Source organism: Arthrobacter sp. THG-b23 (assembly GCF_059091265.1).
Map to the genome: position 1 here is coordinate 161,917 of NZ_JBNHGM010000007.1, position 24,834 is coordinate 186,750.

24 protein-coding genes and 1 pseudogene are annotated in these 24,834 nt (G+C 69.0%); 20 read left to right on the top strand and 5 right to left on the bottom strand.

The window, feature by feature from the left end:
* Window positions 1–7 precede the first annotated feature (7 nt).
* The 4 genes from atpD to murA all read left to right on the top strand — a co-directional run bounded on the left by atpD (window position 8) and on the right by murA (window position 3,577).
* Window positions 8–1,471, top strand: coding sequence for a F0F1 ATP synthase subunit beta (gene atpD / locus AC5RVD_RS13460; RefSeq protein ID WP_493979722.1), 1,464 nt, complete (start codon window positions 8–10; stop codon window positions 1,469–1,471).
* A 5-nt stretch (window positions 1,472–1,476) separates the two neighbouring features.
* Window positions 1,477–1,773: a F0F1 ATP synthase subunit epsilon gene (locus AC5RVD_RS13465; protein WP_494113433.1), complete on the top strand. Its 297-nt coding sequence runs from the start codon at window positions 1,477–1,479 to the stop codon at window positions 1,771–1,773.
* Between the two features lie 6 nt (window positions 1,774–1,779).
* Window positions 1,780–2,211 carry a DUF2550 domain-containing protein gene (locus AC5RVD_RS13470; protein WP_493989254.1) on the top strand — a complete coding sequence of 144 codons (432 nt, stop codon included), beginning with the start codon at window positions 1,780–1,782 and terminating at the stop codon, window positions 2,209–2,211.
* 85 nt (window positions 2,212–2,296) lie between these two features.
* Window positions 2,297–3,577 carry a UDP-N-acetylglucosamine 1-carboxyvinyltransferase gene (gene murA / locus AC5RVD_RS13475; protein WP_494127185.1) on the top strand — a complete coding sequence of 427 codons (1,281 nt, stop codon included), beginning with the start codon at window positions 2,297–2,299 and terminating at the stop codon, window positions 3,575–3,577.
* A 92-nt stretch (window positions 3,578–3,669) separates the two neighbouring features.
* Here murA and AC5RVD_RS13480 read toward each other — a convergent pair whose 3' ends face one another.
* Together AC5RVD_RS13480 and nucS are read right to left on the bottom strand one after the other, a co-directional pair.
* Window positions 3,670–3,873, bottom strand: a complete 204-nt coding sequence (locus tag AC5RVD_RS13480) for a cold-shock protein (protein ID WP_136787594.1) — start codon at window positions 3,871–3,873, stop codon at window positions 3,670–3,672.
* A gap of 310 nt (window positions 3,874–4,183) precedes the next feature.
* Window positions 4,184–4,879, bottom strand: a complete 696-nt coding sequence (gene nucS / locus AC5RVD_RS13485; protein ID WP_494113435.1) for an endonuclease NucS — start codon at window positions 4,877–4,879, stop codon at window positions 4,184–4,186.
* A gap of 158 nt (window positions 4,880–5,037) precedes the next feature.
* On the opposite strand from nucS, the gene AC5RVD_RS13490 reads away from it, so the two are divergent.
* A complete protein-coding gene (locus AC5RVD_RS13490; RefSeq protein ID WP_493989258.1) occupies window positions 5,038–5,364 on the top strand; it encodes an Rv1322 family protein in 327 nt (108 codons plus the stop codon).
* A gap of 8 nt (window positions 5,365–5,372) precedes the next feature.
* Here the strand turns inward: AC5RVD_RS13490 and AC5RVD_RS13495 are convergent, their stop codons facing one another.
* Window positions 5,373–6,689 (bottom strand): AI-2E family transporter, encoded by a 1,317-nt coding sequence (locus tag AC5RVD_RS13495; protein ID WP_494127186.1) that lies wholly within the window; start codon window positions 6,687–6,689, stop codon window positions 5,373–5,375.
* A gap of 321 nt (window positions 6,690–7,010) precedes the next feature.
* Here AC5RVD_RS13495 and AC5RVD_RS13500 point away from each other — a divergent pair, with 321 nt between their 5' ends.
* The 8 genes from AC5RVD_RS13500 to AC5RVD_RS13535 all read left to right on the top strand — a co-directional run bounded on the left by AC5RVD_RS13500 (window position 7,011) and on the right by AC5RVD_RS13535 (window position 17,221).
* On the top strand, window positions 7,011–8,798 hold the full coding sequence (locus AC5RVD_RS13500; RefSeq protein ID WP_494127187.1) for a DUF8094 domain-containing protein: 1,788 nt from the start codon (window positions 7,011–7,013) through the stop codon (window positions 8,796–8,798).
* A gap of 78 nt (window positions 8,799–8,876) precedes the next feature.
* Window positions 8,877–9,842 (top strand): tetratricopeptide repeat protein, encoded by a 966-nt coding sequence (locus AC5RVD_RS13505; RefSeq protein ID WP_494127188.1) that lies wholly within the window; start codon window positions 8,877–8,879, stop codon window positions 9,840–9,842.
* Entirely contained in the window at window positions 9,843–10,955 is a 1,113-nt protein-coding gene (locus AC5RVD_RS13510) for an NADH:flavin oxidoreductase/NADH oxidase (protein WP_494127189.1), read from the top strand. It abuts the gene before it with no gap.
* A gap of 48 nt (window positions 10,956–11,003) precedes the next feature.
* Entirely contained in the window at window positions 11,004–11,966 is a 963-nt protein-coding gene (locus tag AC5RVD_RS13515) for an ABC transporter ATP-binding protein (RefSeq protein WP_494127190.1), read from the top strand.
* A complete protein-coding gene (locus tag AC5RVD_RS13520) occupies window positions 11,948–13,519 on the top strand; it encodes a transporter (protein WP_494127191.1) in 1,572 nt (523 codons plus the stop codon). The genes AC5RVD_RS13515 and AC5RVD_RS13520 overlap by 19 nt, the downstream gene beginning before the upstream one ends.
* A 91-nt stretch (window positions 13,520–13,610) precedes the next feature.
* Window positions 13,611–13,919, top strand: a complete 309-nt coding sequence (locus tag AC5RVD_RS13525) for a DUF3039 domain-containing protein (protein ID WP_493979734.1) — start codon at window positions 13,611–13,613, stop codon at window positions 13,917–13,919.
* 87 nt (window positions 13,920–14,006) lie between these two features.
* Complete coding sequence (locus tag AC5RVD_RS13530; protein WP_494113794.1) at window positions 14,007–15,437, top strand: MFS transporter; 1,431 nt, start codon at window positions 14,007–14,009, stop codon at window positions 15,435–15,437.
* On the top strand, window positions 15,434–17,221 hold the full coding sequence (locus tag AC5RVD_RS13535) for a DEAD/DEAH box helicase (RefSeq protein ID WP_494113793.1): 1,788 nt from the start codon (window positions 15,434–15,436) through the stop codon (window positions 17,219–17,221). Before AC5RVD_RS13530 ends, AC5RVD_RS13535 begins: the two co-directional genes overlap by 4 nt.
* Before the next feature lie 224 nt (window positions 17,222–17,445).
* Here the strand turns inward: AC5RVD_RS13535 and AC5RVD_RS13540 are convergent, their stop codons facing one another.
* Together AC5RVD_RS13540 and AC5RVD_RS13545 are read right to left on the bottom strand one after the other, a co-directional pair.
* On the bottom strand, window positions 17,446–18,063 hold the full coding sequence (locus tag AC5RVD_RS13540; protein WP_494127192.1) for an isochorismatase family protein: 618 nt from the start codon (window positions 18,061–18,063) through the stop codon (window positions 17,446–17,448).
* Window positions 18,060–19,391, bottom strand: a complete 1,332-nt coding sequence (locus AC5RVD_RS13545; RefSeq protein WP_494113791.1) for a nicotinate phosphoribosyltransferase — start codon at window positions 19,389–19,391, stop codon at window positions 18,060–18,062. Before AC5RVD_RS13545 ends, AC5RVD_RS13540 begins: the two co-directional genes overlap by 4 nt.
* Window positions 19,392–19,478: 87 nt before the next feature.
* Between AC5RVD_RS13545 and clpS the strand changes: the two genes are divergently transcribed.
* The 7 genes and pseudogenes from clpS to AC5RVD_RS13580 form a co-directional block, all read left to right on the top strand.
* Window positions 19,479–19,811 carry an ATP-dependent Clp protease adapter ClpS gene (gene clpS / locus AC5RVD_RS13550; RefSeq protein WP_494127193.1) on the top strand — a complete coding sequence of 111 codons (333 nt, stop codon included), beginning with the start codon at window positions 19,479–19,481 and terminating at the stop codon, window positions 19,809–19,811.
* Entirely contained in the window at window positions 19,812–20,387 is a 576-nt protein-coding gene (locus AC5RVD_RS13555) for a DUF2017 domain-containing protein (protein WP_494127194.1), read from the top strand.
* A gap of 295 nt (window positions 20,388–20,682) precedes the next feature.
* The gene (murI, locus tag AC5RVD_RS13560) at window positions 20,683–21,639 is read left to right on the top strand and encodes a glutamate racemase (RefSeq protein WP_494127195.1); all 957 of its coding nucleotides are present in this window, start codon (window positions 20,683–20,685) and stop codon (window positions 21,637–21,639) included.
* A complete protein-coding gene (locus AC5RVD_RS13565; RefSeq protein ID WP_494127196.1) occupies window positions 21,636–22,430 on the top strand; it encodes an MBL fold metallo-hydrolase in 795 nt (264 codons plus the stop codon). The genes murI and AC5RVD_RS13565 overlap by 4 nt, the downstream gene beginning before the upstream one ends.
* Window positions 22,431–22,534: 104 nt before the next feature.
* Entirely contained in the window at window positions 22,535–23,323 is a 789-nt protein-coding gene (rph, locus tag AC5RVD_RS13570; protein ID WP_493979743.1) for a ribonuclease PH, read from the top strand.
* Window positions 23,324–23,375: 52 nt separating this feature from the next.
* Window positions 23,376–23,996, top strand: coding sequence for an RdgB/HAM1 family non-canonical purine NTP pyrophosphatase (rdgB, locus tag AC5RVD_RS13575; protein WP_494127200.1), 621 nt, complete (start codon window positions 23,376–23,378; stop codon window positions 23,994–23,996).
* A 273-nt stretch (window positions 23,997–24,269) separates the two neighbouring features.
* Window positions 24,270–24,834: pseudogene (locus tag AC5RVD_RS13580) on the top strand (HNH endonuclease); the annotation flags it as partial.

The following is a 24,834-nucleotide window of genomic DNA, read 5'->3' on the forward strand; positions in this document are numbered from 1 at the left end:
GAGAAAGATGACTGCCCAAACCATCGAGCACGGAACCGGTTCCGTCGCTACGGGCGCTACCGGCCGTATCGCCCGTGTCATCGGCCCGGTTGTCGACGTCGAATTTCCGGCGGACGCAATCCCCGCAATGTACAACGCCCTCACCGCTGAGGTCACCCTCAACGGCGAGACCCGCACCATTACCTTCGAGACCTCGCAGCACCTGGGCGACAACCTGGTCCGCGCGATCTCGCTGCAGGCCACCGACGGCCTGGTCCGCGGCACCACGGTCCAGGACCTTGGCTCCCCGATCACCGTGCCCGTGGGCGACGGCGTCAAGGGCCACATCTTCAACGTCCTGGGCGAGCCGCTGGACGTCGAAGCATCCCAGCTGGAAATCACCGAGCGCTGGCCGATCCACCGCAAGGCACCGAACTTCGCCGAGCTGGAAGGCTCCACCGAGATGCTGGAGACCGGCATCAAGGTGATCGACCTGCTGACCCCGTACATCAAGGGCGGCAAGATCGGCCTCTTCGGCGGCGCCGGCGTGGGCAAGACCGTGCTGATCCAGGAAATGATCACCCGTGTGGCCCGCAACTTCGGCGGTACTTCGGTGTTCGCCGGCGTCGGCGAGCGTACCCGCGAGGGCAACGACCTCTGGGTGGAAATGGAAGAAGCCGGCGTGCTCAAGGACACCGCCCTGGTGTTCGGCCAGATGGACGAGCCGCCGGGAACGCGACTGCGCGTGGCCCTGTCCGCCCTGACCATGGCGGAGTACTTCCGCGATGTGCAGAAGCAGGACGTGCTGCTGTTCATCGACAACATCTTCCGCTTCACGCAGGCCGGTTCCGAGGTTTCCACTCTGCTGGGCCGCATGCCCTCGGCCGTGGGCTACCAGCCGAACCTGGCCGACGAGATGGGCGTGCTGCAGGAACGCATCACCTCCACCAAGGGCCACTCGATCACCTCGATGCAGGCGATCTACGTCCCCGCGGATGACTACACCGACCCGGCTCCGGCGACGACCTTCGCCCACTTGGACGCGACCACGGAACTGTCCCGTGAAATCGCCTCCCGTGGCCTGTACCCGGCTGTGGACCCGCTGACCTCGACCTCGCGCATCCTGGATCCGCAGTACATCGGGCAGGACCACTACAACACCGCGGTCCGCGTGAAGCAGATCCTGCAGAAGAACAAGGAACTGCAGGACATCATTGCCATCCTCGGCATTGACGAACTGGGCGAAGAGGACAAGATCGTCGTCGCCCGTGCCCGCCGCATCCAGCAGTTCCTGTCGCAGAACACCTACACCGCCAAGCAGTTCACCGGCGTCGAGGGTTCCACGGTCTCCATCAAGGACACCGTGGAAGGCTTCCGGGCCATCTGCGACGGCGAGCTCGACCACATCGCCGAGCAGGCCTTCTTCAACGTGGGCGGCCTGGACGACGTGGAGCGCCAGTGGGCCAAGATCCAGGAACAGACCGGGAAGTAAGGCCTGTGGCTAACATTTCTGCTGAACTGGAAGTTGAAATTGTTGCCGCGGACCACTTCGTGTGGTCCGGTCCGGCAACAATGGTCAGGGCGCGGACCAGCGACGGCGAGATCGGGATCCTGCCCGGGCACAGCCCGGTGCTGGCAGTCCTGGCCGCCGGCGAGCTGGCCATCGAGCCGGTCTCCGGTGAGCGCATCAACGTGAATGTCGACGGCGGGTTCTTCTCCGTCGACAGCAACCGGGTCGTCATCGTCGCAGACAATGCGACGATTGGCGACGGGGCTACGGCGGGAACCCGCTAGCCGCCGGTGAACGGTCTCGACGTCACGTTCGCCATACTGGCCGCAGTCTTCCTGCTGCTGGTGTTGGCACTGGTCGCCTTCGGGGTGCGCCGCTACCAACTGCGGCGCGCCCTGGGCACCTTCGACGCCTCCATCGCCATGCTGCCCGGCAGCTGGCAGATGGGGGTTTGTCGTTATACGGACACGCATCTGGAATGGCTGCGCCTGCTGTCGTTGAGTCCCAAGCCGCGCTACCGGTTCCGGCGCAGTTCGCTGGAACTGCAGGGCTGGCGGCAACCGACCGAAACCGAGCGGGCCAAGATCCAGCCCGGTGCGATCGTCGTGATGCTCACGCACGAAAAACAGGATCTGTCGATGGCAATGACCTTCGACGTCTACGCTGGTCTCTCGTCCTGGCTGGAAGCCGGACCGGTGATCGGCATCGGCACCTGGCGTTAAGACCAGTGCGGCGCGGCTCTCCCGGGGGCCGCGCCGTCCGCCTTTTAACCAGCACAGCCGTGCATCAACCCTAGGATGGTTTTTCATGGAGAACGTGATTGCGGTGCACGGGCCCAGCTCGCTCAACGGGCGGGTGGAGGTTCCCGGCGCCAAGAACAGCGTCTTGAAGCTGATGGCCGCGGTGTTGCTGGCTGAGGGCCGTTCCACGATCACGAATGTGCCCGACATCCAGGACGTCTGGATCATGTCGGAACTGCTGCGCCGGCTCGGCTGCGCGGTGGATTACGACGTCGACGCCGCCAGTGTCCATATCGACGTCCCTGCCGCACCGGCCCACCAGGCCGACTACGACCTGGTCCGCGCCATGCGGGCATCCATTTCCGTGCTCGGCCCGCTCGTGGCACGCTGCCGGCAGGCGGAAGTGGCACTGCCCGGGGGAGATGCCATCGGCAGCCGCGGCCTGGACATGCACCGGGCCGGGCTGGAACAGATGGGCGCCCGCATCAGCATCGACCACGGCTACCTGGTGGCCAAGGCGCCGCAAGGGCTGCACGGCACCCATCACCGCCTGCCGTATCCATCGGTCGGCGCCACCGAAAACCTGATGATGGCCGCGACCCTGGCCCGGGGAGTGACGGTGATCGACAACGCGGCGCGGGAACCGGAGATCACCGATATTGCCGACCTGCTGGTCTCGATGGGCGCCCGGATCGAAGGAATCGGCTCGCCCACGCTGGTCATCACCGGCGTGGAGAGCCTGCACCCCGTGCACCACAGCACCGTGCCGGACCGGATCGTCGCCGGGACCTGGGCCTTCGCCGCTGCCATCACCGGGGGGACAGTGGACGTGGCCAGGTCCAATCCCGGCCACCTGGCCGTGGTTCTGGACAAGCTGGCACAGGCCGGGTGCCGGATCACCAGCAGGGATGACGGCTTCACGGTGGAAGGACCGCAGCGGCCGCGGCCGATCAACGTCTCCACGCTGCCGTACCCCGGATTCCCCACGGACCTGCAGCCGTTCGTCGTCGCGCTGAATGCCGTCGCGGACGGGCACGGGATGGTGACGGAAAACGTGTTCGAGGCGCGCTGGGGTTTCACCTCCGAATTGGCCCGGCTGGGAGCGGTGGTGCGGCTGGACGGGCACCACGCGCTGATCAAGGGGGTACCGCAGCTCTCCGGCGCCCCCGTGGAGGCCAACGACATCCGCGCCGGTGCCGCGCTGGTCATCGCCGGGCTGGTGGCCGACGGCACCACCGAAATCCACGGCGTGGAGCACATCGACCGGGGATATGAGCGGTTCGACGAGCGCCTGCGCGCCCTGGGCGGAGACGTGGTCCGGCTGGGACCGCCGAAGCTGCCCGCCTGACGCCGGAAAAGAAGAACCCCTCCGAAAGCATCGGAGGGGTTCTGCGTACGGTGCGGTGGCGTGGACGGCCCCGCTCCGCTAGGCGTAAGCGGCTAGATGACGGTGACGCCGGTGGCCTGCGGGCCCTTGGCTCCCTGGCCAATCTCGAAGCTCACGCGCTGGTTTTCGTCGAGGGTCTTGAATCCGCCCGACTGGATTTCAGAGTAGTGAACGAAGACGTCGCCGTCGGCCTCATCCGGTGTGATGAAGCCGAAGCCCTTTTCCGCGTTAAACCACTTAACGGTCCCCTGTGCCATTTAAATCTCCTCATCGTGGAACAAAAACAAGCCGGCACACCTCGTACCAACCCGGTTACTCCGTGGAAGATCCAAACGACACGGCCTGCGGGCCGGACGCCGCGGAGCTTCACACTCGCAACACGTCTTGCGAGCATGAAAACCACACCTACACAAAGACTGAGTTAAGCATCACATAAGCCCCATGGGCGGTCAACGGTACAAAGGACAATTCAATCTTTTATTAAGGAAGAGTTCGATCCGCGGTTAAGTGCCGGGCCGGAAGCGCCGGCCTGCAGGAAGCGCGCGTTGTTTTGCGACTCCCGGGGCGTCAGAACAGGCGGGATTCGGCGTCGTCCACGCCGCGCATCTCGTCGTAGTCCAGGGTCAGGCATTCGATGCCCCGGTCGGTGGCGAGCACCCGCGCCTGCGGCTTGATCTGCTGGGCCGCGAAAATCCCCTTGACCGGAGCCAGCAGTGGATCGCGGTTGAGCAACTCCAGGTAGCGGGTCAACTGTTCCACGCCGTCGATGTCGCCGCGCCGCTTGAGCTCGACGGCCACGGTGCCCCCGTCGGCGTTGCGGGCCAGGATGTCCACGGGGCCGATCGCCGTCATGTATTCCCGCCGCACCAGCGTGTGGCCGGGACCGAGCCGGTGGATCTGTTCGGCCAGCAGGCGCTGCAGGTCGGCCTCCACGCCGTCCTTGACCAGCCCCGGGTCGACGCCCAGATCGTGGCTGTATTCGTGCAGGTGCTCGTGGATGCTGATCACCAGGCGGTCGTCGCTCTTGGCGTGCTGGACGTGCCAGACTTCCTGGACGCCCGAGTCGGCGTCGTCGGCCTCCGGCTCCGCCACCCGGAGATTGGCCGGCGGGCTCATCCAGTTGAGCGGCTTGTAGGAACCGCCGTCGGAATGGATCAGGACGGAGCCGTCCGCCTTCACCATCAGCAGGCGGGTGGCCAGCGGCAGGTGGGCGCGGAGGCGGCCGATGTAGTCAACGGAGCAACGGGCAATGACAAGACGCACAGTAGGCCACTTTACCGGTGCCCGGTGCGTGGTCGGTCCGGCACATGTCTGGGCCGTCCGGAACTTGGCTGGGCCGCCCGGCACCTCTGGACCGTCCCGGCTCAAGTGCGGACGGGCGTGGTTCGGTCCGGGCCGCGCCGGTGGGGCAGAATGGTGGCATGCCCCGTTCTAACCGCCCGCGCCGCCGCTCAGGCACGGGCAGCAGCAAGTGGACGCGGGCCAACGAGCTGGACCTGGACCGCGCCCGCGCGGGCATCCCGGAGCGCCAGAACGCGCCCGACGGCGAATGGAACGTGCGGCGGATCACCCCGCCGAACGCCGCCAAGGAGTACACCTGCCCGGGCTGCAACCGGACGATCGGACCGGGCATCGAGCACCTGGTCGCCTGGCAAGCCGACTCGTTGTTCGGTGGCGAGACGGCGCTGGCCGAGCGGCGGCACTGGCATCCGCGCTGCTGGCAGACCCGCAGTTTCCGCTACCGCTGACCGTTCCGTCAGTTCCGGTCCTGTCGGACGATGAAGACGTCCTTCAGCAGCAGCATCACCGATGCCGCGGCCGGAATCGCCATCAGCGCGCCCAGCACACCCATCAGCGAACCGCCGGCAATCACGGCAATCACCGCCACGGCCCCGGGCACGGCCACCGCGCGCTGCATGATGCGCGGCGACACGAAGTACGCCTCGATCTGCAGGTAGGCAAAGTAGATGATGGCGAACAGCACCGCCGGCTGCCAGCCAACGGTCAGGGCAACCAGCGAGACGAACACGCCGGCAATCACGGCGCCGATCAGCGGGATGAAGGCCAGCAGGCCGACGACGAAGGTCAGCAGGGCGGTGAACGGCACCTGCGCAATGGTCATGGCGATGAATGCCACCGCCGCGTTGATCAGCGCCACGCAGGCCTGGCCGATCACATAGCTGCCCACGCTGCCGGTGATCTCTTCAGACAGGCGCTGCACCTGCCGCCGCTTGGACCGCGGGGCCAGCCGGTAGGCCCAGACCTTCAGCGCCGGAAGCGACGCCAGGAAGTACAGCGTGAGCACCAGCACGATCAGTGCCCCGAACGCGCCCTGGAGGACGGCGCTGCCGACGCCGAGGACGCCGCCGAAGATCCCCGTGACGTTCTCCGAACTGGCAAAGAACCTCTCCAGCTCGATGTCGATGCGCTCCCGGACCTGGAACTGCTCATCAATGGTCTGGAAGAAGGCCGAGTTCAGGATGTCCTCGACATAGCGGGGAGCGTTGGCCACGATCTGGGTGGTCTGGTTGACGATGGTCGGGATCAGCGTGGAGATGAACGCCGCGATCAACCCGGCCAGGATCAGCACCACAATGATGACGCCGGCCGGACGCGGCAGCCCCTTGCTTTCCAGCCAGCGGACGATCGGATCGAGCCCCAAGGCAATGAAGAGCGCCGCCGCGATCCACGCCAGCAATTCACCGACGTTGGTGAGCACGAAGTAGAGCAGCAGCGCGAAACCGACGCCGACCGTTGCCATGAATCCGAAATGGATCGGGTGCCGGGCGGGGGAGAAGTCGGTGCTGACGCGCCCGTCGCGGGCGGCGGCGGGTGAGTCGTCCTCGGGCGGCATTTGGAAGCGGACGCGCGGCCGGGCCCGGGGCATGGACGCCCCGATGCGCCCGAGGGCGCCCAGGACCGCATGCCGGCGCGCCGCCATGACCGGCGCCGAAGCGGGTGACGCCGGCGCCGCGGCAGGATCCGGCACGGGTGCATCGACGTCAGCCGGCAGGCCCTCGGCCGGCGATCCGTTGCCGCCCGCGGGCGTGGGAGCATCCCGGTGTTCGCTCACGCAGCATCCTCTCTTCCGCCTGCAGCCGCTGAAGCAACGGGCGGGCGCGCTCGTCGCGCTCTAAGCAACAACGGCGCAGGATAGGGGCAATTCTGAGCGAAAGACTACCAGTCCGGTATGGTGTGGCATCGGATGACGGCGGCAAAAGGGCAAAAGGTTGCCCGCGGCGGACGGAGTAATCCGGCCGCGCACGGGCGGCGGAAAGGGTTCGTTACCATAGGGTTATAAAGCATGACCGATGGCGGGCACCCTGCCGGCCCCTGAAGGCTTGGGCGTCCCTGCGGCCCTTCCTTCCTGCAGCGATCGACGATTGGTATTTTTGTGCGTTTTAAGATTTCAGTGGCCCTGATGGTGATCGGCCTGCTGGCCATCGCGCTGGGCATCGCCCAGCGGACCGTCTGGGCACCGCCCGAGCGCGCATCGGCCACCTACACGGCAGCCGATGCAACCGCCCCCGTGACCGTCATTGAGCCGGAAGTCTTCGGTGTCCACGAAGAAGAAGTGGACGTGTCAGTGGAGGCCGACGGCGAGTTCCTGCTGGCCATCGGCCGCGCGGGCGACGTTGAGGCCTGGGTCGGAGAGGCAGCGCACACCTCCCTGACCGGCATCGAGGACGGGCAGCTGCAGGGGACCGTGACCGAGGGTGAGGCCAAAGTGCCGAACCCGGCCGGATCCGACCTCTGGGTGAGCCAGCAGCAGGCCGAGGGCAGCCTGGAGCACCGGTGGGTGGCCCCGGCCGACGGCGAGTGGTCCATCCTGCTGGCCGCGGACGGCACCGAGCCGGCGCCGACCACGGTGACCGTCACCTGGCCGAACGACACCTCCGTGCCGTGGTCGCTGGCCTTGATGATCATCGGCGCCCTGCTGCTGGTGCTCGGGGTGGCGATGGCCGTGGTGTCCCGCCGTCCGAACCGGCCCGTCCCCGGCGACGACTCCGACCCTCGGGGCGGAAGCGGCCGGCCGAACGCAGGCGGCCCGGAAACGGCGGCGCTGGCACAGCCGGGCCGCAGCGTCCCGGCCGAACGTTCCGGCCAGGCCGTGCCCGGAGGCGCCGGCCTGGAAAAGCCCGAAGAGGGCGACCGGTCGGCGGGCCGCCGTTCCCTGATGGTCCGCCCGAAGCTGGGCCTGCGCGCCGCCGCCGCGGCGGGTGCGGCCATGGTCCTGGCGTCCGGCGCGGTGCTTCCCGCCCAGGCCGCGTCTCCGGCTCCCTCCCAGGACGCCGGCGAAGCCGCCGGCCACCCGGTGGTGCTGGAGGGCCAATTGACCCGGATTATGGATTCCGTGGCCGCGGCAGTCTCGGATGCCGACTCGGCGCAGGACTCCGGCAAGCTGAAGCCGCGGGTCGCCGGGGCCGCCCTGACCGTCCGCGAGGCCAACTACAAGGTGCGGGCTGAAAACGGCGAGGCGGCGGCTCCCGTTCCGGTGGCCGCCGGGCCGATCCTGACCTCGATGGTCAGCACGAGTGCCGAGTGGCCGCGGACGGTCGTGACGGTCACGGAGGGCGAGGACAATCCGGTGCCGCAGGTGATCGTGCTGGTGCAGCAGGATCCGCGCTCGAACTACCGGATGGTGGGCGCGCTCCAGATGCTGCCGGGCACCACTTTCCCGCAGGTCTCCACCGAGAGCGGCGGAACACCGGCCGTGGCGCCGGACGCCGAGGAAGGCCTGCTGCACTCGCCGCAGGCGGCCGTGAAAATGGTCGCCGAGAATCTCGACGACGGCAAGCACAAGGACGCGATCGGAAAGAACACCTTCTCCGAGCAGATCCAGGCGTTCCAGAAAGACCAGGTCAAGTCCAACGAAAACGCCGACATCTCCTTCAGCCGCAGCGTCGACGACGGCTCGTTGCGTGCGCTGGGCACCGCCGACGGCGGCGCCGTAGTGTTCGGACACATGGAGTCGGTGATGAGCAGCCTGCCGGCCGAAGCCGGTGCCACGGTGGAACTCTCGCCCGAGTTCGCGGCGCTGGCCGGGGATGACTCCACCACGGAGGGCGTGGACGTGACCTACGGTGAGTCCGTCTTCCTGTACGTGCCGCCGGCCGGCTCCGAGGACCGGCTCACGTTGGTGGGCGTTGCCCAGGGCCTGGTGGACGCCGAGCTGAAGTAGGTCCGCGCCCGACCGGGCCGCGCCGCCGGCCCGGTCGGGAAATTCCGGACGCCGACCGAGACGTATTAGTGTGATGTCATGACCACTCCAACTCCAGGACAGGGCCCCGCGCCGTCTTCCGTCAGCCTCCGCGGCGCCGTCGACCTGTCCGCGCTGAAAAAGCCGCAGCCGCCGGCAGGAGGCATGCCGGCCCCGGCCGCCGGGGCGCCGGCAGCGGGCGAAGGCGAAGCACCGGGCTACATCGTCGAGGTCAACGAGCAGAGCTTCCAGGCGCTCGTCCAGTTGTCCGCACAGGTCCCCGTGATCGTGGAACTGACCGCGTCGTGGAGCGATATGGCGCAGCAGCTGGCCTCCGCCATGGCGGAGGTCGCGAACGAGTTCGCCGGCCGCTTTGTGCTGGCCCGGGTAGACGTCGATGCCAGTCCCGGCATCGCACAGGCCTTCCAGCTGCAGAGCGTGCCCGCCGCCGTCGCCCTCCTGAAAGGGCAGCCGATCCCGCTGTTCCAGGGGGCCGCCACGGCCGACGAGCTGCGGCAGTTCGTCAATGAACTGCTCAAGGTGGCCCAGGCCAACGGCGTGACCGGCACGGCCCCCGGAGCCGGGGACGCTCCGGCCGAGGAAGAGAAGCCGCTGCCGCCGCTGCACCAGGAAGCGTTCGACGCCATCGAGGCCGGCGACTTCGATCGTGCCGCCGCGGCGTACCAGAAGGCCCTGGCCGAACAGCCGGCGGACGACGAGGCCCGTACCGGCCTGTACCAGGTCCAGTTGCTGCAGCGGCTTCAGGGGGCCGATGCGGCCGGGCTGCGCGCCGCTGCCGCCGACCGGCCCGACGACCTGCAGGCCCAGCTGGCCGTCGCCGACCTGGACGTTTCGGGCGGCCATGTGGAGGACGCCTTCGCCCGCCTGGTGGGTTTCATCAGCCGCCATGCAGGGGATGAACGGGAGGCCGCCCGGGCACGCCTCGTGGAGCTGTTCGACGTGGTGGGAGCCACCGACCCGCGGGTATCCAAGGCACGCCAGGCCTTGGCCAGGGCGCTCTTCTAAATGGCGCAGGCTGTGGCCGGCGGCCTCTTCGAGCCGCTGAGACTGCGCGGGTTGCAGCTCAGGCACCGCGGGTGGGTGGCGCCGATGTGCCAGTACTCGGTGCGGCGCGAGGATGCGCCCGGAACGCCGAACGACTGGCACCTGATGCACCTGGGACAGTTCGCTGCCGGCGGGGCCGCGCTGATCCTCACCGAGGCGACCGCGGTAAACGCCACCGGCCGGATCAGTCCCGAGGACACCGGCATCTGGACGGACGAGCAGGCCCAGGCGTGGGGCAGGATCACGGAGTTCGTGCACCGCTACGGCTCGGCGGACACCAGGATCGGGATCCAGTTGGCCCATGCCGGGCGCAAGGCGTCGACCTACGCGCCCTTCGCCCCGGAATCCGGCTCCGTGCCGCCTGCCGCAGGCGGGTGGCGGACCGTGGGCCCCACGGGTGAGGCCTTTGGACGCTACGCGGCGCCGGACGCCCTGGACGAGGCCGGCATCCGGCAGGTCATCGCAGACTTCCGCGACGCGGCGGCCCGTGCCGTCTGGGCCGGCTTCGACACCATGGAGATCCATGCCGCCCACGGCTACCTGCTGCACCAGTTCCTCTCGCCGCTGGTCAACACCCGGACCGACGGCTGGGGCGGTACGGCCGCCAAGCGTGCCCGGCTGCTGCTGGAAGTGGTGGAGGCTGTCCGCGGCGTCATCCCGGACGCCATGCCGCTGCTGCTCCGCGTCTCCGCCTCCGACTGGTCGGACGGCGGGCTGGAACCGGAGGCCGTGGCCGACGTGGTGGAACAGGCGGCAGCCCGGGGAGTGGACCTGGTCGATGTCTCCAGCGGCGGCGCGGTGCACGGGGCGAAGATCCCGCTGCAGCCGGGGTACCAGGTGCCCTTCGCGGCCGCCATCCGGCGCCAGGCCGGCATCCCGACCGGCGCCGTCGGACTCATTACCACGGCCGCGCAGGCCGACTCCATCATCACGGAGGGCTCGGCGGACGCGGTACTGCTCGCCCGGGCGGCGCTGCGGGACCCGCACTGGTGGCAGCGCGCCGCCGTCGAACTGGGCCACGAACTGGACTGGGCGCCGCAATACGAGCGTGCCGCCGTGACGGAGAAATATTAGTCCTTGGGGATGACGTCCCGGTGAACCCCCGGTTGTTAGCGTGGACACATGACTTCGCACCCATCACAACCTCCGGTCCAGCAGCCGGACGAGCAGAACAACGGCGCGGTACCGGTACCGGCCGACGGGGCCCCGCACGGGAGCCCGCCGGGAACCGCGGTACCGGGCGACGGCGCCCCGCACGGGACCTCGCCGGGAACCCCGCCCGCGCCCGGAGACCTCGCCTCGGCGCCGGCTGCCGTACCCGCCCAGGCTCCCGTTCGCGCCTTGGCGGTGCGCGGCCTGGCCAAGCGCTTCGGTGAGAAGATCGCCGTCAACGGCGTCAACCTGGACGTGCCCGCCGGGTCCTTTTACGGTCTGGTGGGGCCGAACGGGGCCGGCAAGACCACCTCGCTCTCCATGGCCACCGGGCTGCTGCGGCCGGATTACGGCCAGGTGTGGGTGCACGGCGTGGACGTCTGGGCCGAGCCGCTCAAGGCCAAGCGACTGATGGGCGTGCTGCCCGACGGCGTCCGGCTGTTCGACCGGCTGACCGGCGAACAGCTGGTCACCTACGCCGGGCTGCTGCGGGGCATGGACCGGGAGACCGTGGCCGCGCGCGTACCGGACCTGCTGCGGGCCATGGACCTGACCAACGACGCGGGCACCCTGGTGGTGGACTATTCCGCCGGCATGACGAAGAAGGTCGCCCTGGCCACCGCACTGATCCATGCGCCGAAGCTGCTGGTGCTGGACGAACCGTTCGAGGCAGTAGACCCGATCTCCGCGGCAAACATCCGCGACATCCTGCACGACTACGTGGACTCCGGGGGCACGGTGATCGTCTCCAGCCACGTCATGGACCTGGTCCAGCGCATGTGCGACCACGTGGCAGTGATCGCCGGCGGCAACGTGCTGGCCGCCGGCACCGTGGACGATGTGCGCGCCGGTGCCAGCCTCGAAGAGCGCTTCGTGCAGCTGGTCGGCGGGCGGACCCAGGCGGAGGGGCTCGAGTGGTTGCGCACCTCGTAAGGCTGAAGCTGGCGCTGCTGCGCAACGGCTTCAAACGCAGCCCGTGGCAACTGGTCGGCGTGATCCTCGGCGGCCTGTACGCGGTCGGCATGCTGGGCCTGCTGATTTCCGGGCTGTTCTTCCTCAGCCACACGGAGCCGGACATGGCGCGCATGGTGGTGGTGCTGGGCGGCTCCGCGGCCTTCCTGGGCTGGGCACTGATCCCGATGATGGCCACCGGCGTCGACATGACACTGGACCCGGCCAGGTTCGTGACCTATGCCGTGCCGATGCGCCAGCTGCTGCTCGGGCTCGCCATTGGCGGGCTGGTCGGTATCCCGGGAGTGGTGACGCTGGTGGCCGCGCTCGGACACGCGGCCGCATGGTGGCAACACCCGGCGGCGCTCGTGGCCGCCGTCGTGTGCGCCCTGATCGCAACGCTGACCTGCGTGGTGCTCTCCCGCGTGACGACGTCGGCGTCCACGACGTTGGCCAGCTCGCGCCGGTTCAAGGACCTCAGCGGCGTCATCGGCATCATCCCGCTGGTGCTGCTGGGACCGATCATGGTCGGCATCGTCGAGGGTTTCCGCAGCTCACAGGACTTCCTGCCGGCCCTGACGGAGGGCCTGGCCTGGTCGCCGCTGGGCGCGGTCTGGGCTGTGCCGGGCGATCTGGCCCTGGGCAACTGGGGCTCGGCCGGGGCCCGGCTGCTCATCGCGGTAGCCTTCCTGGCCGTGCTGGCCTGGCTCTGGAAGCTCAGCCTGGCCCGTGCGCTGGTCACGCCGCCGTACAACGCCGTGTCCCGGAAGGCGGGCGGCCGGCTGGGCTGGTTCTCGCGGATGCCCGGCACCCCGGCAGGAGCCGTGGCGGCGCGCGCGCTCATCTACTGGTTCAAGGATCCCCGCTACGGGGCGTCGCTGGTATCCATTCCGCTGATTCCGGTGGCGGTCTTCTTCGGCCTCGCGCAAACCGGCGACTTCACCTTCATGCTGTGGCTGGGCCCGATGATCGCCTTCCTGCTGTCTTTTGGCATCGCGGCGGACATCGCCTACGACAACACGGCGTTCGCGCTGCACGTCACCACCGGGGTGAGCGGGCGGGCCGACCGGATAGGCCGGGCCGCGGCCTGCGCGGTGATCGCGCTGCCGGCCACCGCCGTGCTGACCGTGCTGCCGTTCGTTTTCATCGGCGGGTGGCACCTGCTGCCGCCCGTTTCCGGCGTCGCCCTCGGCGTGCTGCTGACCGGCCTGGGCCTGTCCAGCCTGGTCTCGGCCCGTTACACCTACAACGTGCCGCTGCCGGGGGAGAGCCCGTTCAAGACCCCGCCCGGGTCGACCGCCCGGATGATGGTGGTCCAGCTCGGCGGCCTCGGCGTGCTGGTGCTGCTCTCGCTGCCGGAGCTGGTGCTGGCGTTGATCGGTGTCTTCACCGGCGACGCGCTGTGGGGCTGGCTGGCGCTGGTGGTCGGCCTCGTGCTCGGCGCGGTCCTGCTGGTGGTCGGCATCGAGCTGGGCGGCCGCTGGTACGACCGCCGGACGCCGGAACTCCTCCAGGCCGTGGCCAAAAACAAATAGCACACAAACCCGGCCGCAGCGGCGGGCGACGACGACGGGGGAGCCGGGCTCCGCCGTCGTCGTTCCTGTTTCAGGGGTTAAGATGGGTGGCATGAGTCTTCCTCCGGATCCTTTCGAAAACGACCCCCGCGCGCCGCAGACCCCGGGCGGGTCCACCGCGACGATCGAGCGTGAAGAACTCCGCGAAGAGCTTGAGCCCGGTGACCGCGAACGCTTTGCGCACTACGTCCGCAAGGAAAAGATCATGGAGTCGGCGCTGTCCGGCGAACCCGTGATCGCCCTGTGCGGCAAGGTGTGGGTGCCCGGCCGCGACCCGAATAAGTTCCCGGTATGCCCGGACTGCAAGGCCATCTACGAGGGCCTGCGCCCCGGCGGCGACGATTCCGGTAAGAAGAAGTAGCAACCGTTCCCCCTCCACGCGCGCGGGCGCGTCCGGTGCCCGCCGCGCTGACTCCTGCCTGCAAAGAAAGCTAGCCCTGGTTCCTTGATGCCCGAATCCACTGCCGTCCGCGCGCCCGGCGCCATGTCGGCTGCCTACCGGCCGCTGACCATCGGCCTGCTGACGGTGATCACGCTGGCGGCGTTCGAGGCGGTGGCGGTGGCGACGGCGATGCCGGTGGTGGCGGCCGACCTGGACGGAAAGTCCGCCTACGGGCTGGCGTTCTCCATGTTCCTGACCGCTTCGCTGCTGGCCAGCGTGGTGGCAGGGGTCTGGTGCGACGCCAAGGGGCCGCGCCCGGCGCTCGCCGCTGGGCTGGTGCTGATGGTCGCCGGCCTCGTCCTGTCCGGGGTGGCGGGGGAATTCTGGATCTTCACCGCGGGCCGGGCCGTGGCCGGGCTGGGCGGCGGCTTCGCGATCGTGGCCGTCTACGTGATCATCGGGCAGGTCTATCCGCAGCGGCTGCAGCCGGTGGTCTTCGGCTGGCTGGCCGCGGCCTGGGTGCTGCCGTCGCTGGTGGGGCCGCTGGCCGCCGGCGTCGTCGCCCAGTACCTTTCCTGGCGCCTGGTGTTCTACGGCGTGGCGCCGATCTTCCTGCTGGCCGTGCTGGTCATCTGGCCGCAGACCGGGAGCGTGGGAGCCCCGGAGAACCCGACCACGGACAAACGCGGCGGGCGCCTGCAGGCCGTGCGCGGCCTGCTGCTGGCCGGCGGCGTGTTCCTGGCCCAGTGGGCCCTGTTCGAAGCGGTCGCCGGCGGGCCCGCCGGGAAGCTGGTGCTGCTGTACGTGCTGGCGGCCGGCGGCGTGGTGCTGGCGCTGGTGGCCCTGCCCAAGCTGATGCCGCCGGGCACCCTGCGGCTGCGCCGCGGGCTGCCCAGCGTGATCGCCACCCGCGGACTGATCAACCTGGCGTTTTTCGGCGCCGAGGCGTTCATCCCGCTGATGCTGGTGGCGGCCCACGGCGTCTCGCCGGCGACCGCGGGATTGGCCCTGACGGCCGGTGCGGTCGGCTGGAGCATTGGCTCCTGGCTGCAGGCACGCGTTGAGGCCGCGCGGCACCGGCTGCTGGTGATCGGATCCGGCATCCTGACCGCCTGCATGGGGCTGATGGCGCTGGTGTCCGCACCGTCGGTGCCGCTCGGGGCGCTCATCGTCGTCTGGGCGCTGGCCGGGTTCTCGATGGGAATGGCGTTGTCCACCACGTCGGTGATGGTGCTGAAGCTGTCCGCACCCCAGGAGCGCGGACGGAACTCCGCGTCGCTGCAGCTGGCCGACCAGCTGGGTGGCGTGGTGGGTACCGCCGGGGCGGGCGGATTGTTCGCCCTGCTGCGGGATCCGGACAACCCGGGCTCGGTCGGCGTCTACGTGGTGATCTGGTTGGTGCTGGCCGTGGTGGCGGCGGGCGGGATTGCCACCGGCTGGCGCAGCGCGGAACGGATTGAGAACGGGCAGGAACAACGGGAGGAGGCCAGCAAATGAGCAACGACACACTATTCGGCGCCGGACCGGTGCTGCCGCCGGCTTACCCGGAACGCGCCGCCTGGGGCACCGCCCCCAAACTGCGCCAATGGCAGGCCGAGGCCCTGCAGAAGTACTTCGAGATGGCCCCGCAGGACTTCCTGGCCGTGGCTACCCCCGGCGCGGGCAAGACCACCTTCGCGCTGCGCGTGGCCACCGAGCTGGTGGAACGGGGGATCGTCAACCGGATCACCGTCGTGGCCCCGACCGACCACCTCAAGCGCCAGTGGGCCGACGCCGCGGCGCGGGTGGGGCTGGCCATCGATCCGAACTTCAAGAACTCGGACGGTTCGCACGGCCGCGACTTCATCGGCGTCGCCGTCACGTACGCGCAGGTGGCCATGAAGCCGCTTTTGCACCGGGCCAAGACCGAGGCCGCCAAGACGCTGGTGATCCTTGACGAGATCCACCACGGCGGCGACGCCCTCAGCTGGGGCGACGGCATCCGCGAGGCCTTCGAACCCGCGGCCCGGCGCCTGGCGCTGACCGGCACCCCGTTCCGCTCGGATACGGCGGCGATCCCGTTCGTGGAATACGCCGAGGACAAGGACGGCATCCGCCGCTCGCGGGCCGACTACACCTACGGCTACGGCAGCGCCCTGCGCGACCACGTGGTGCGCCCGGTGATGTTCATGGCGTACTCCGGGCAGATGCGCTGGCGCACCAGCTCGGGGGACGAGTACGCGGCGTCGCTCGGCGAGGCCGCCGTCACCAAGGACATCACGGCGCAGGCCTGGCGCACGGCGCTGAACCCGCAGGGGCAATGGATCCCGTCGGTGCTGGCGGCGGCCGACAAGCGGCTGACCGAGGTACGCCGGGCGGTGCCCGACGCCGGCGGGCTGGTGATCGCCACCGACCACGAGGACGCGCGCGCCTACGCCGGCCAGCTGAAGAAGATCACCGGGGAATCCGCCACCGTCATCCTTTCGGACGACGCCGGTGCCTCCGAAAAGATCGAGGCTTTCTCCGCCGGGGACAGCCGCTGGATGGTCGCCGTCCGCATGGTCTCCGAAGGCGTGGACGTGCCCCGGCTGTCGGTCGGCGTGTATGCCACCTCGACGGCTACCCCGCTGTTCTTCGCGCAGGCGGTGGGCCGCTTCGTGCGCGCACGGAAGCGCGGCGAGACGGCGTCCGTGTTCCTTCCGTCGGTGCCGAACCTGATGGAACTGGCGAACCAGATGGAGCTGGAGCGCGACCACGCGCTGGACCGGCCGGACAAGGACAACGACGAGGGCTTCATTCCCGAAGAGGCCCTGATGGAGCAGGCCAACCGGGAAGAGAAGGCATCGGACGAGCTGACCAAGCAGAAGTTCGAAGCGCTGGACTCCCAGGCGTCCTTCGACCGGGTGCTGTTCGACGGCGCCGAGTTCGGTACCGGGGGAGAGCTCGGCAGCGAAGAGGAACTGGACTTCCTGGGCATCCCGGGGCTGCTGGACGCGGAGCAGGTGGGCATGCTGCTGCGCCAGCGCCAGCAGGAACAGCAGTCGCGCAAGCGCAAGCGTTCCGGCGGAGCCGTGGAACCCGAGCCGGCCCCGGCCGTGGTTGACCACCGGCAGCTGACCGAACTGCGCAACCAGCTGGCCAAGAACGTTTCCGCCTGGTCGGCGCGCTCCGGCATGCCGCACGGCGTGGTCCACTCCGAGCTGCGCCGGGTCTGCGGCGGCCCGCCCGTAGCCCAGGCCAACGAGGAGCAGCTGAACAAGCGCCTGAAGAAGCTCCAGGACTGGTTCATCGGCCGGAAGTAACCGGCCGCGCAGCCAAGACACCACGTTGGCGCGCCGACCCGGCGCCCGCTCCCATGTTTTGGCGGTAGCTCGAGCGTTTCCCCTAGTCAGCGCCGCGAGTGGCGCCAAGACATGGGAAGTTACGGATAAACATGGGAGCGAACCTCCTCACGCGCGGAGGGCAGAGGTTCCCGACGCACGCGAAACGAGCGAGGTTTCGTGCGCTTCCGGCGCAGCCCGCCCGGCTACTCGATGACGTCGATGCCGTAGTCGCTGAACTCGGCCAGGGTCTTCTCGACGCGTCCGGCGTTGATTCCCGCCGACAGCGCCAGGTTCACGGCGGTGGCGTACCCGGCCTGGACGGCATCGAGGGCGGTCTGGCGGACGCAATAGTCGGTTGCCAGCCCGGCCACCACCACCTCATCCACCCCGTGCTCCTGCAGCCAGTCGTCCAGGCTGGGCATATCGGTGTCTTCTTCCTCCTCGTCGCCCTCGCGTTCACCGGTGGCCACCTCGTCCGCCGGTGCCAGCAGGCCGTCGAAGCCGGAGTAGCCGGCGTCGTACTGGCCCTTGCGGAAGTAGGCGTCGATCCGGTCGGTGTCCAGGTCGGGATGCAGGTCCGCCCCGCGCGTCCCGGCGACGCAGTGCCGCGGCCAGCTGTCCACGAAGTCCGGCGCGTCGGAGAAGTGGCCGCCCGGATCCACGTGCCAGTCCTGCGTCGCGATCACGACGTCGTACTCATCCGGCCGGGTCTCCAAGTGCTCGCTGATGTCGGCGGCAGTTTTCGCTCCGCCTTCGACGGCCAGGGCACCTCCCTCGCAGAAGTCGTTCTGGACGTCGACGATGATCAGTGCGCGTGTCATGACTGCTCCTCGAATTCGGTGGGAATGGCGGCCTCGCCGCGCTGCAGCCGGTTCACGGCGCCGGGCAGCTCGGCCATGGAAGCGGTGTGGCGTTCAGCGGCGCGGCGGACGCCTTCGGCGCCGGTCCAGCCGTCCGCCAGCTTGCCGTTGGTGACGAACTGCTGCAGCAGCGGCCGGTCGTTGCCGTCGTCGAAGGGCCGGTGGCCAATGCCGACCACCTCGGCCGTGGCGGCCCCGTGCTCGTCCAGCCGGCGCAGCGCGTATTTGCGTCCGCCTACGGAAATCTTGTTCTTCGACGCCTTCGCCACCGACACCTGCTCGCCGTTGCTGCCCTCGCGGCTGACCAGCTTGTAGACCATGCTGGCGGTGGGCGCGCCGGATCCGGTGACCAGCGCGGTGCCGACGCCGTAGGAGTCCACCGGAGCCGAGGCGAGGGCAGCGATCGCGTATTCGTCCAGGTCCGAGGTGACGGTGATGCGGGTGTGGTGGTTGCCCAGGTCGTCCAGCAACTGGCGCACCCACTGGGCCTGGGCGATCAGGTCGCCGGAATCCAGCCGCACGCCACCCAGCCCCGGACCCGCCAGGTCAACGGCAGTACGGACGGCGGTCTCGACGTCGTACGTGTCCGCCAGCAGGGTGGTACCCACACCCAGCGACGCCAGCTGCGCTTCGAAGGCCTGCTGTTCGGTGTCATGCAGCAGGGTGAAGGAATGGGCGGCGGTTCCCACCGTCTTGACGCCGTATCGGTAGCCGGCTTCCAGGTTTGAGGTGCTGGAGAAGCCGCCGATCACCGCGGCCCGGGCAGCTGCCACGGCCGACTCCTCGTGCGTGCGCCGGGACCCCATCTCGATGCAGGGCCGGCTGCCGGCCGCGCCGGTCATCCGAGAGGCCGCCGAGGCGATGGCGCTGTCGTGGTTCAGCACGGACAAGATGAAGGTCTCCAGGACGCACGCTTCGGCAAAGCTCGACTCCACCACCAGGATCGGCGAATACGGGAAGTAGGCCTCGCCCTCGGCATAGCCGTAGATGTCGCCGGAGAAACGGAAATCGGCCAGCCAGTCGATGGTGCGCGCGTCCACCACGTCCGTGCGGGCCAGGAAATCCAGCTGGTCCTCGGAGAACGTGAAGTGTTCCAGGCCCTCCAAAATCCGGCCGGTTCCGGCCACCACGCCGTACCGGCGTCCTTCCGGCAGCCGCCGGGCGAACGCCTCGAAGACCGAACGCCGGTGGGCCGCGCCGGAATGCAGGGCGGCCTGGAGCATGGTCAGCTCGTAATGGTCGGTGTACAGGGAGGTGCTGGGATGCGTCCAGCCTGCTGCATTGTTCACATCCCCGACTCTAATCCTGTTTCGCCGTCTGAGTAGATCCGCGCCGCCGTCGGGCTCTCTTGGCACGCCCTGCCTACAATGGAAGCCATGACCGTGAGCATCCTTCCCTCCTGCACAACCGTGCTGGACGCGGATATCGAGACGTCCCGCCGGACGGAATCCGCCGAACTTACGGCCAAGGACACCCCGTGGGTCGTCATCGTGTGGAACGATCCGGTCAACCTGATGAGCTACGTCAGCTATGTCTTCCAAAGCTATTTCGGCTATTCGGAAACCAAAGCCCGCAAGCTGATGCTCGAGGTGCACCAGCAGGGCAGGTCGGTGGTGGCGACGGGCAGCCGCGAGCAGGCCGAGCGGGACACCGTGGCGATGCATTCGTTCGGCCTGTGGGCCACGTACCAGAAGGCGGACCAGGCGTAGATGGCCAAGGCATTCAAGCACACGCGCAAGGGAATCACCGGCTACCTTGAGCCCGCCGAGCGGGACCTGATCCGGAAGCTGTTCGGGGACGTCGTCGCCATGCTGGAGGTCGACCGGCAGGACGAGGATCCCCTGGCCGCGATGGTGGGCTTGGACATGGATGCCGCCAAACCCCGGGACCCAGCGCTGCTGCGGCTGCTGCCGGATGCGGTGGAGCACGACGACGGCGAGGCGCTGGAGTTCCGCAAACTCACCGAACGCTCGCTGCGGGAGGACAAGCTCGGGGCGCTGCGCGCCAGCGCGCTGCTGCTTGAGCAGACGCCGCTGCACCTCACCGACGAGCAGGCCCGGCTGTTCGCCCGTGCCGTGAACGACGTCCGCCTGGTGCTGGCCGAGCGGCTGGAAATCCGCACCGACGAGGACGCCCAGGCCCTGCATGAGATCGACGACTGGTCCCAGGCCGAGGACCTGGAAACCTACCTGGCGTTGGTCTACAACTTCATGACCTGGCTCCAGGAGACCCTGATGCAGGCACTGCTGGACGGGCTGGGGCACGCGTCAGGCGGCCACCGCTGAGCAGTGCCGCGGCGCGTCTCTAACTGACTCGAACCCGAGGCAGTGCCCCCGACGGGCAACCCCGCGGACGGGCCTCAGGGTTTCCCTCGAACCCGGGGCGGGGTTCCGCCGGGCCGCCGTGGAGGGGGCCGCAGGCTCCGCGTGCCTAAGCCCTGCGGTGCCCGGGCCGGGAGGCCGCCGTCGGCGGGGGAAGCACTGTGAGATGGCTAACAGAAGCCGCGCTGAAGTTCGCCCAAGCGCACGCCGACGCCTTATCCTCTAGAGAAATATGAGCCTGGAAGGCAGTGACATCCCGATGTTGATCCAACCCGCAGCTCCGATCGGCATCTTTGATTCCGGGGTGGGCGGGCTGACCGTGGCCCGCGCAGTGATAGACCAGCTGCCCAACGAGTCCATCCTGTACGTTGGCGACACCGCCAACGGGCCCTACGGTCCGCTGCCGATTGCCGAGGTGCGGGCAAATGCGCTGGGCGTGATGGATGAACTGGTGGACGCCGGCGTGAAGCTCCTCGTGATCGCCTGCAACTCCGCTTCCGCCGCCGTCCTGCGCGACGCCCGGGAGCGCTACACCGCCCGCTACGGCATTCCGGTGATCGAGGTGATCCAGCCGGCCGTCCGCCGCGCCGTCGCCTCCACGCGGAGCGGCAGGATCGGCGTGATCGGCACGTCGGCCACCGTCGGTTCCCGCGCCTACGAGGACACCTTCGCCGCCGCACCGCACCTCGATGTGACCTCCGTGGCCTGTCCCCGCTTCGTGGAATACGTGGAAGCAGGTGTCACCGCGGGCCAGGAGTTGTTGGCCACCGCCGAGGAGTACCTGGCTCCGCTCAGGCGTGCCGACGTGGACACGCTGGTGCTCGGCTGTACGCACTATCCGCTCCTGACCGGCGTGATCTCCTATGTCATGGGCGACGGCGTGACGCTGGTTTCGAGCGCGGAAGAGACGGCCAAGGACGTGTACCGGTCGCTGGTTTCCCACGATCTGCTGCGGCCGGAAGGGACGCCGGGCCAGCACCACTTTATTGCCACCGGTGACGCCGCGTCCTTCGAGGTGTTGGCGCGCCGGTTCCTGGGGCCGGAGGTGATCGCCGTGGAGCATGTGGACCACGTGGCCGCGCACTATCCCACCGGCAGCATGGCCAGGATCACCCCCGAGATGATTGCCGCCGCACGCGCCGAGGGGCAGGCGGGCCCGAAAATATCGCCGTTTGCCGGTGCGTCGGGGCAGTACAACCTGGGGGAGCGGGCATGAACCTGACCATCATCGGCTGCAGCGGCTCGTTTCCCGGGCCGCTGTCCCCGGCCTCGTGCTATCTGGTCAGCGCCGACGACGGCGAGCGGACCTGGCGTATCCTGCTGGACCTGGGCAACGGTGCCCTGGGCACCGCGCAACGCTACATGGCGTTGGAGGACATTGACGCCGTCTTCCTGAGCCACCTGCACCCGGACCACTGCATGGACCTGTGCGGCCTGCACGTGGCGGTGCGCTGGAATCCCGACGGCTGGACCAAGGGGCGCATCCCCGTGTGGGGCCCGGCGGCCACGGCGGACCGCATGGCCACTGCCTACGGGCTGGAGTTGGATCCCGGCATGAAAGAGGAGTTCGATTTCCACCTCTGGGCGGAACGGGAGCCGGTGAAGCTGGGCCCGTTCACCATCACCCCCTATCCGGTGCGGCACCCGGTCGAGGAGGCCTACGCCATCCGGGTCGAGGCTACGGAGCCCACCCCCGAGGGGCCGGTCACGCGGGTGCTCGCCTACTCGGGGGACACCGACAGCTGCCCCGAACTGGTCGAGGCGGCCTTCGGCGCGGACATGTTCCTGTGCGAGGCCGCCTTCCACGAAGGCCGCGACGACGGCGTCGACGGCGTGCACCTCACCGGAAAGCGGGCCGGCGCCGCCGCCACCGATGCCCAGGTCCGGCGGCTCCTGCTGACCCACCTGCCCGTCTGGAACGACTCGGTGCGCACCGTCAACGAGGCCCGCGAAACCTACGTCGGCGACCTGGCCGTGGCGGTCGCCGGTGTGAGCTACGTCGTCTGAGCGGCTGAGAGGCGTCGTGCGCGACGACGCCTGAGCGGCTGAGAGCCGCCGTGCACGACGACGCGTGAGCGGCTGCGGCCGCTGCGAGCCGATAGGGTGGACCCATGATTGACGTTGATCCCGGTTCCGCCATGCCCGCTGCCGCCGCCCGAGCCGACGGCCGGACACCCGAACAGTTGCGTCCGATCAGCATCACGCGCGGCTGGTCCAACCAGGCCGAAGGGTCGGCGCTGATCGAGTTCGGCAACACCCGCGTGCTCTGCACCGCATCGGTGACGGCGGGCGTTCCGCGTTGGCTGAAGGGCGAAGGACGCGGCTGGGTCACGGCCGAATACGCGATGCTTCCCCGCGCCACCAACACCCGTTCCGACCGCGAATCCGTCAAAGGCAAGATCGGCGGCCGCACCCACGAAATTTCCCGGCTGATCGGCCGCTCGCTGCGCTCGGTGATCGACACCAAGGCGCTGGGGGAGAACACCATCGTCTTGGACTGCGACGTGCTCCAGGCCGACGGCGGCACGCGCACCGCGGCCATCACCGGGGCCTTCGTGGCCCTTGCCGACGCATTGCACTGGGCGAAAGAGCAGAAGCTGATCGCCCGATCCGCCCGGCCGCTGACCGATACCGTCGCCGCCGTGAGCGTCGGCATCATCGACGGCGTGCCGATGCTGGACCTGCCCTACGTCGAGGACGTTCGCGCGGAAACGGACATGAACGTCGTGGTCACCGGATCCGGCCAGTTCGTGGAAGTCCAGGGCACCGCAGAGGGCGCGCCATTCGACCGTGCGGAACTCGACGCGCTGCTGGACCTGGCGCTCGCCGGCACGGCCCAGTTGGCCCAGATCCAGCGGGACACACTGGCCGAGACGCTGGGAGAAGTCATCCGTGGCTGACGCCGGGGCAGCAGGCACCGGGCGCGGCGGGGCGCCTGCCGCCGGGCCGGAGATCAAACCCCGGCTGGTCCTGGCCACCCGCAACCAGGGAAAGCTGCGTGAACTGCGCGAACTGCTGCGCGGCCAGATACCGGGGCTGGACGTGGATACGCAGGTGATTGACGCGGCCACGGCCGGGGTTCCTGACGTACCCGAAACCGGATTGACCTTCGCCGAGAACTCCCTGCTGAAGGCACGCGCCGTCGCCGAAGCCACCGGACTGGTCGCGGTGGCCGATGACTCGGGCCTGGCGGTTGACGTACTCGGCGGGGCGCCCGGCATCTTCTCGGCCCGCTGGGCCGGAAAACATGGCGACGACGAAGCGAACCTGCGCCTGCTCTTGAACCAATTGTCCGATATCGCGCCTGAGCATCGCGGCGCCGCGTTCGTCTGCGCAGCAAGCGTTGTGTCGCCGCGTCTCGAAGCCGTCGAGGAGGGCCGGCTGGAGGGTGCCCTGCTGGCCGAACCGCGCGGCTCCGGCGGATTTGGCTACGACCCCATCCTGCAGCCGGCCGGGATGGACCGCAGCTGTGCCGAACTGCGGCCGGAGGAAAAGAACGCCGTCAGCCACCGCGGCCAGGCGTTCCGCGCCCTGCTGCCCCACATAGTGGCGGCACTCGACCAGGAGCCCTAATCACCGGGGCCGCGTCCGGTTCGGCCTAGACGCGCGGTACTGGACCGGCGGCTTGTCGCCGACTCAATACCTGCGGCCTGATGCTTTCGGTGGCGGTTGCTGCGTCCTCCGAAACTGTCAGTGGCGGCGCATAGTCTGTTTTCAGTAGCAGTTCAGCACCAACGTTGGCCGCCGGGTGTGGGTTTGCCGGTGGCGTCCGCGGATCCGTTCAGGGTTCGTGACCGCTCGTAGTCGAGGCCATGCAGTACGCATGCTGAAGATTGAGACGCTGAGATGTTTGATCCGGCAGTATCCGAACCTCCCGCCGCAGGACCGCCCGCCGCTGCCGCGGGTCCGGTCGGGTCTGCCGCCGTTCATGCCGCCGCCGTTGCCTTGGAGGGCATCGATCTGGATGCGCCGGACCCGGAACTGGTCGAAGAGCTCACGGCGCTGGAGGGCCTGAAGGCTGCCGCCGCGGCCGCGCAGGCCAGGGTCCAGGTCGCGCTGGAGAAGTCCGTGCTTGCCCGCCGGGCCGCCGCCGGGATCCCCAAAGACCGGCAGGGCGCCGGGGTTTCCGCCCAGATCGGGTTGGCCCGGCGCGAGTCCCCGCACCGGGCCGCGGTCCTGCTGAACCTGTCCCGGACCCTGGTTGGGCAGATGCCGCACACCCTGGCCGCCCTCGCCGCGGGGCACCTGAACGAATACCGGGCCGAGATCCTGGCCCAGGAAACACTTTGCCTGTCCCCGGAGCACCGCGCCCGCGTGGACCGGGAACTGGCCGGGAACCGGGAGCGGCTGCACGGGCTCGGGAACAGGGCGCTGCGGGCCGAAGCCAAACGCCTCGCCTACCGGCTGGAAC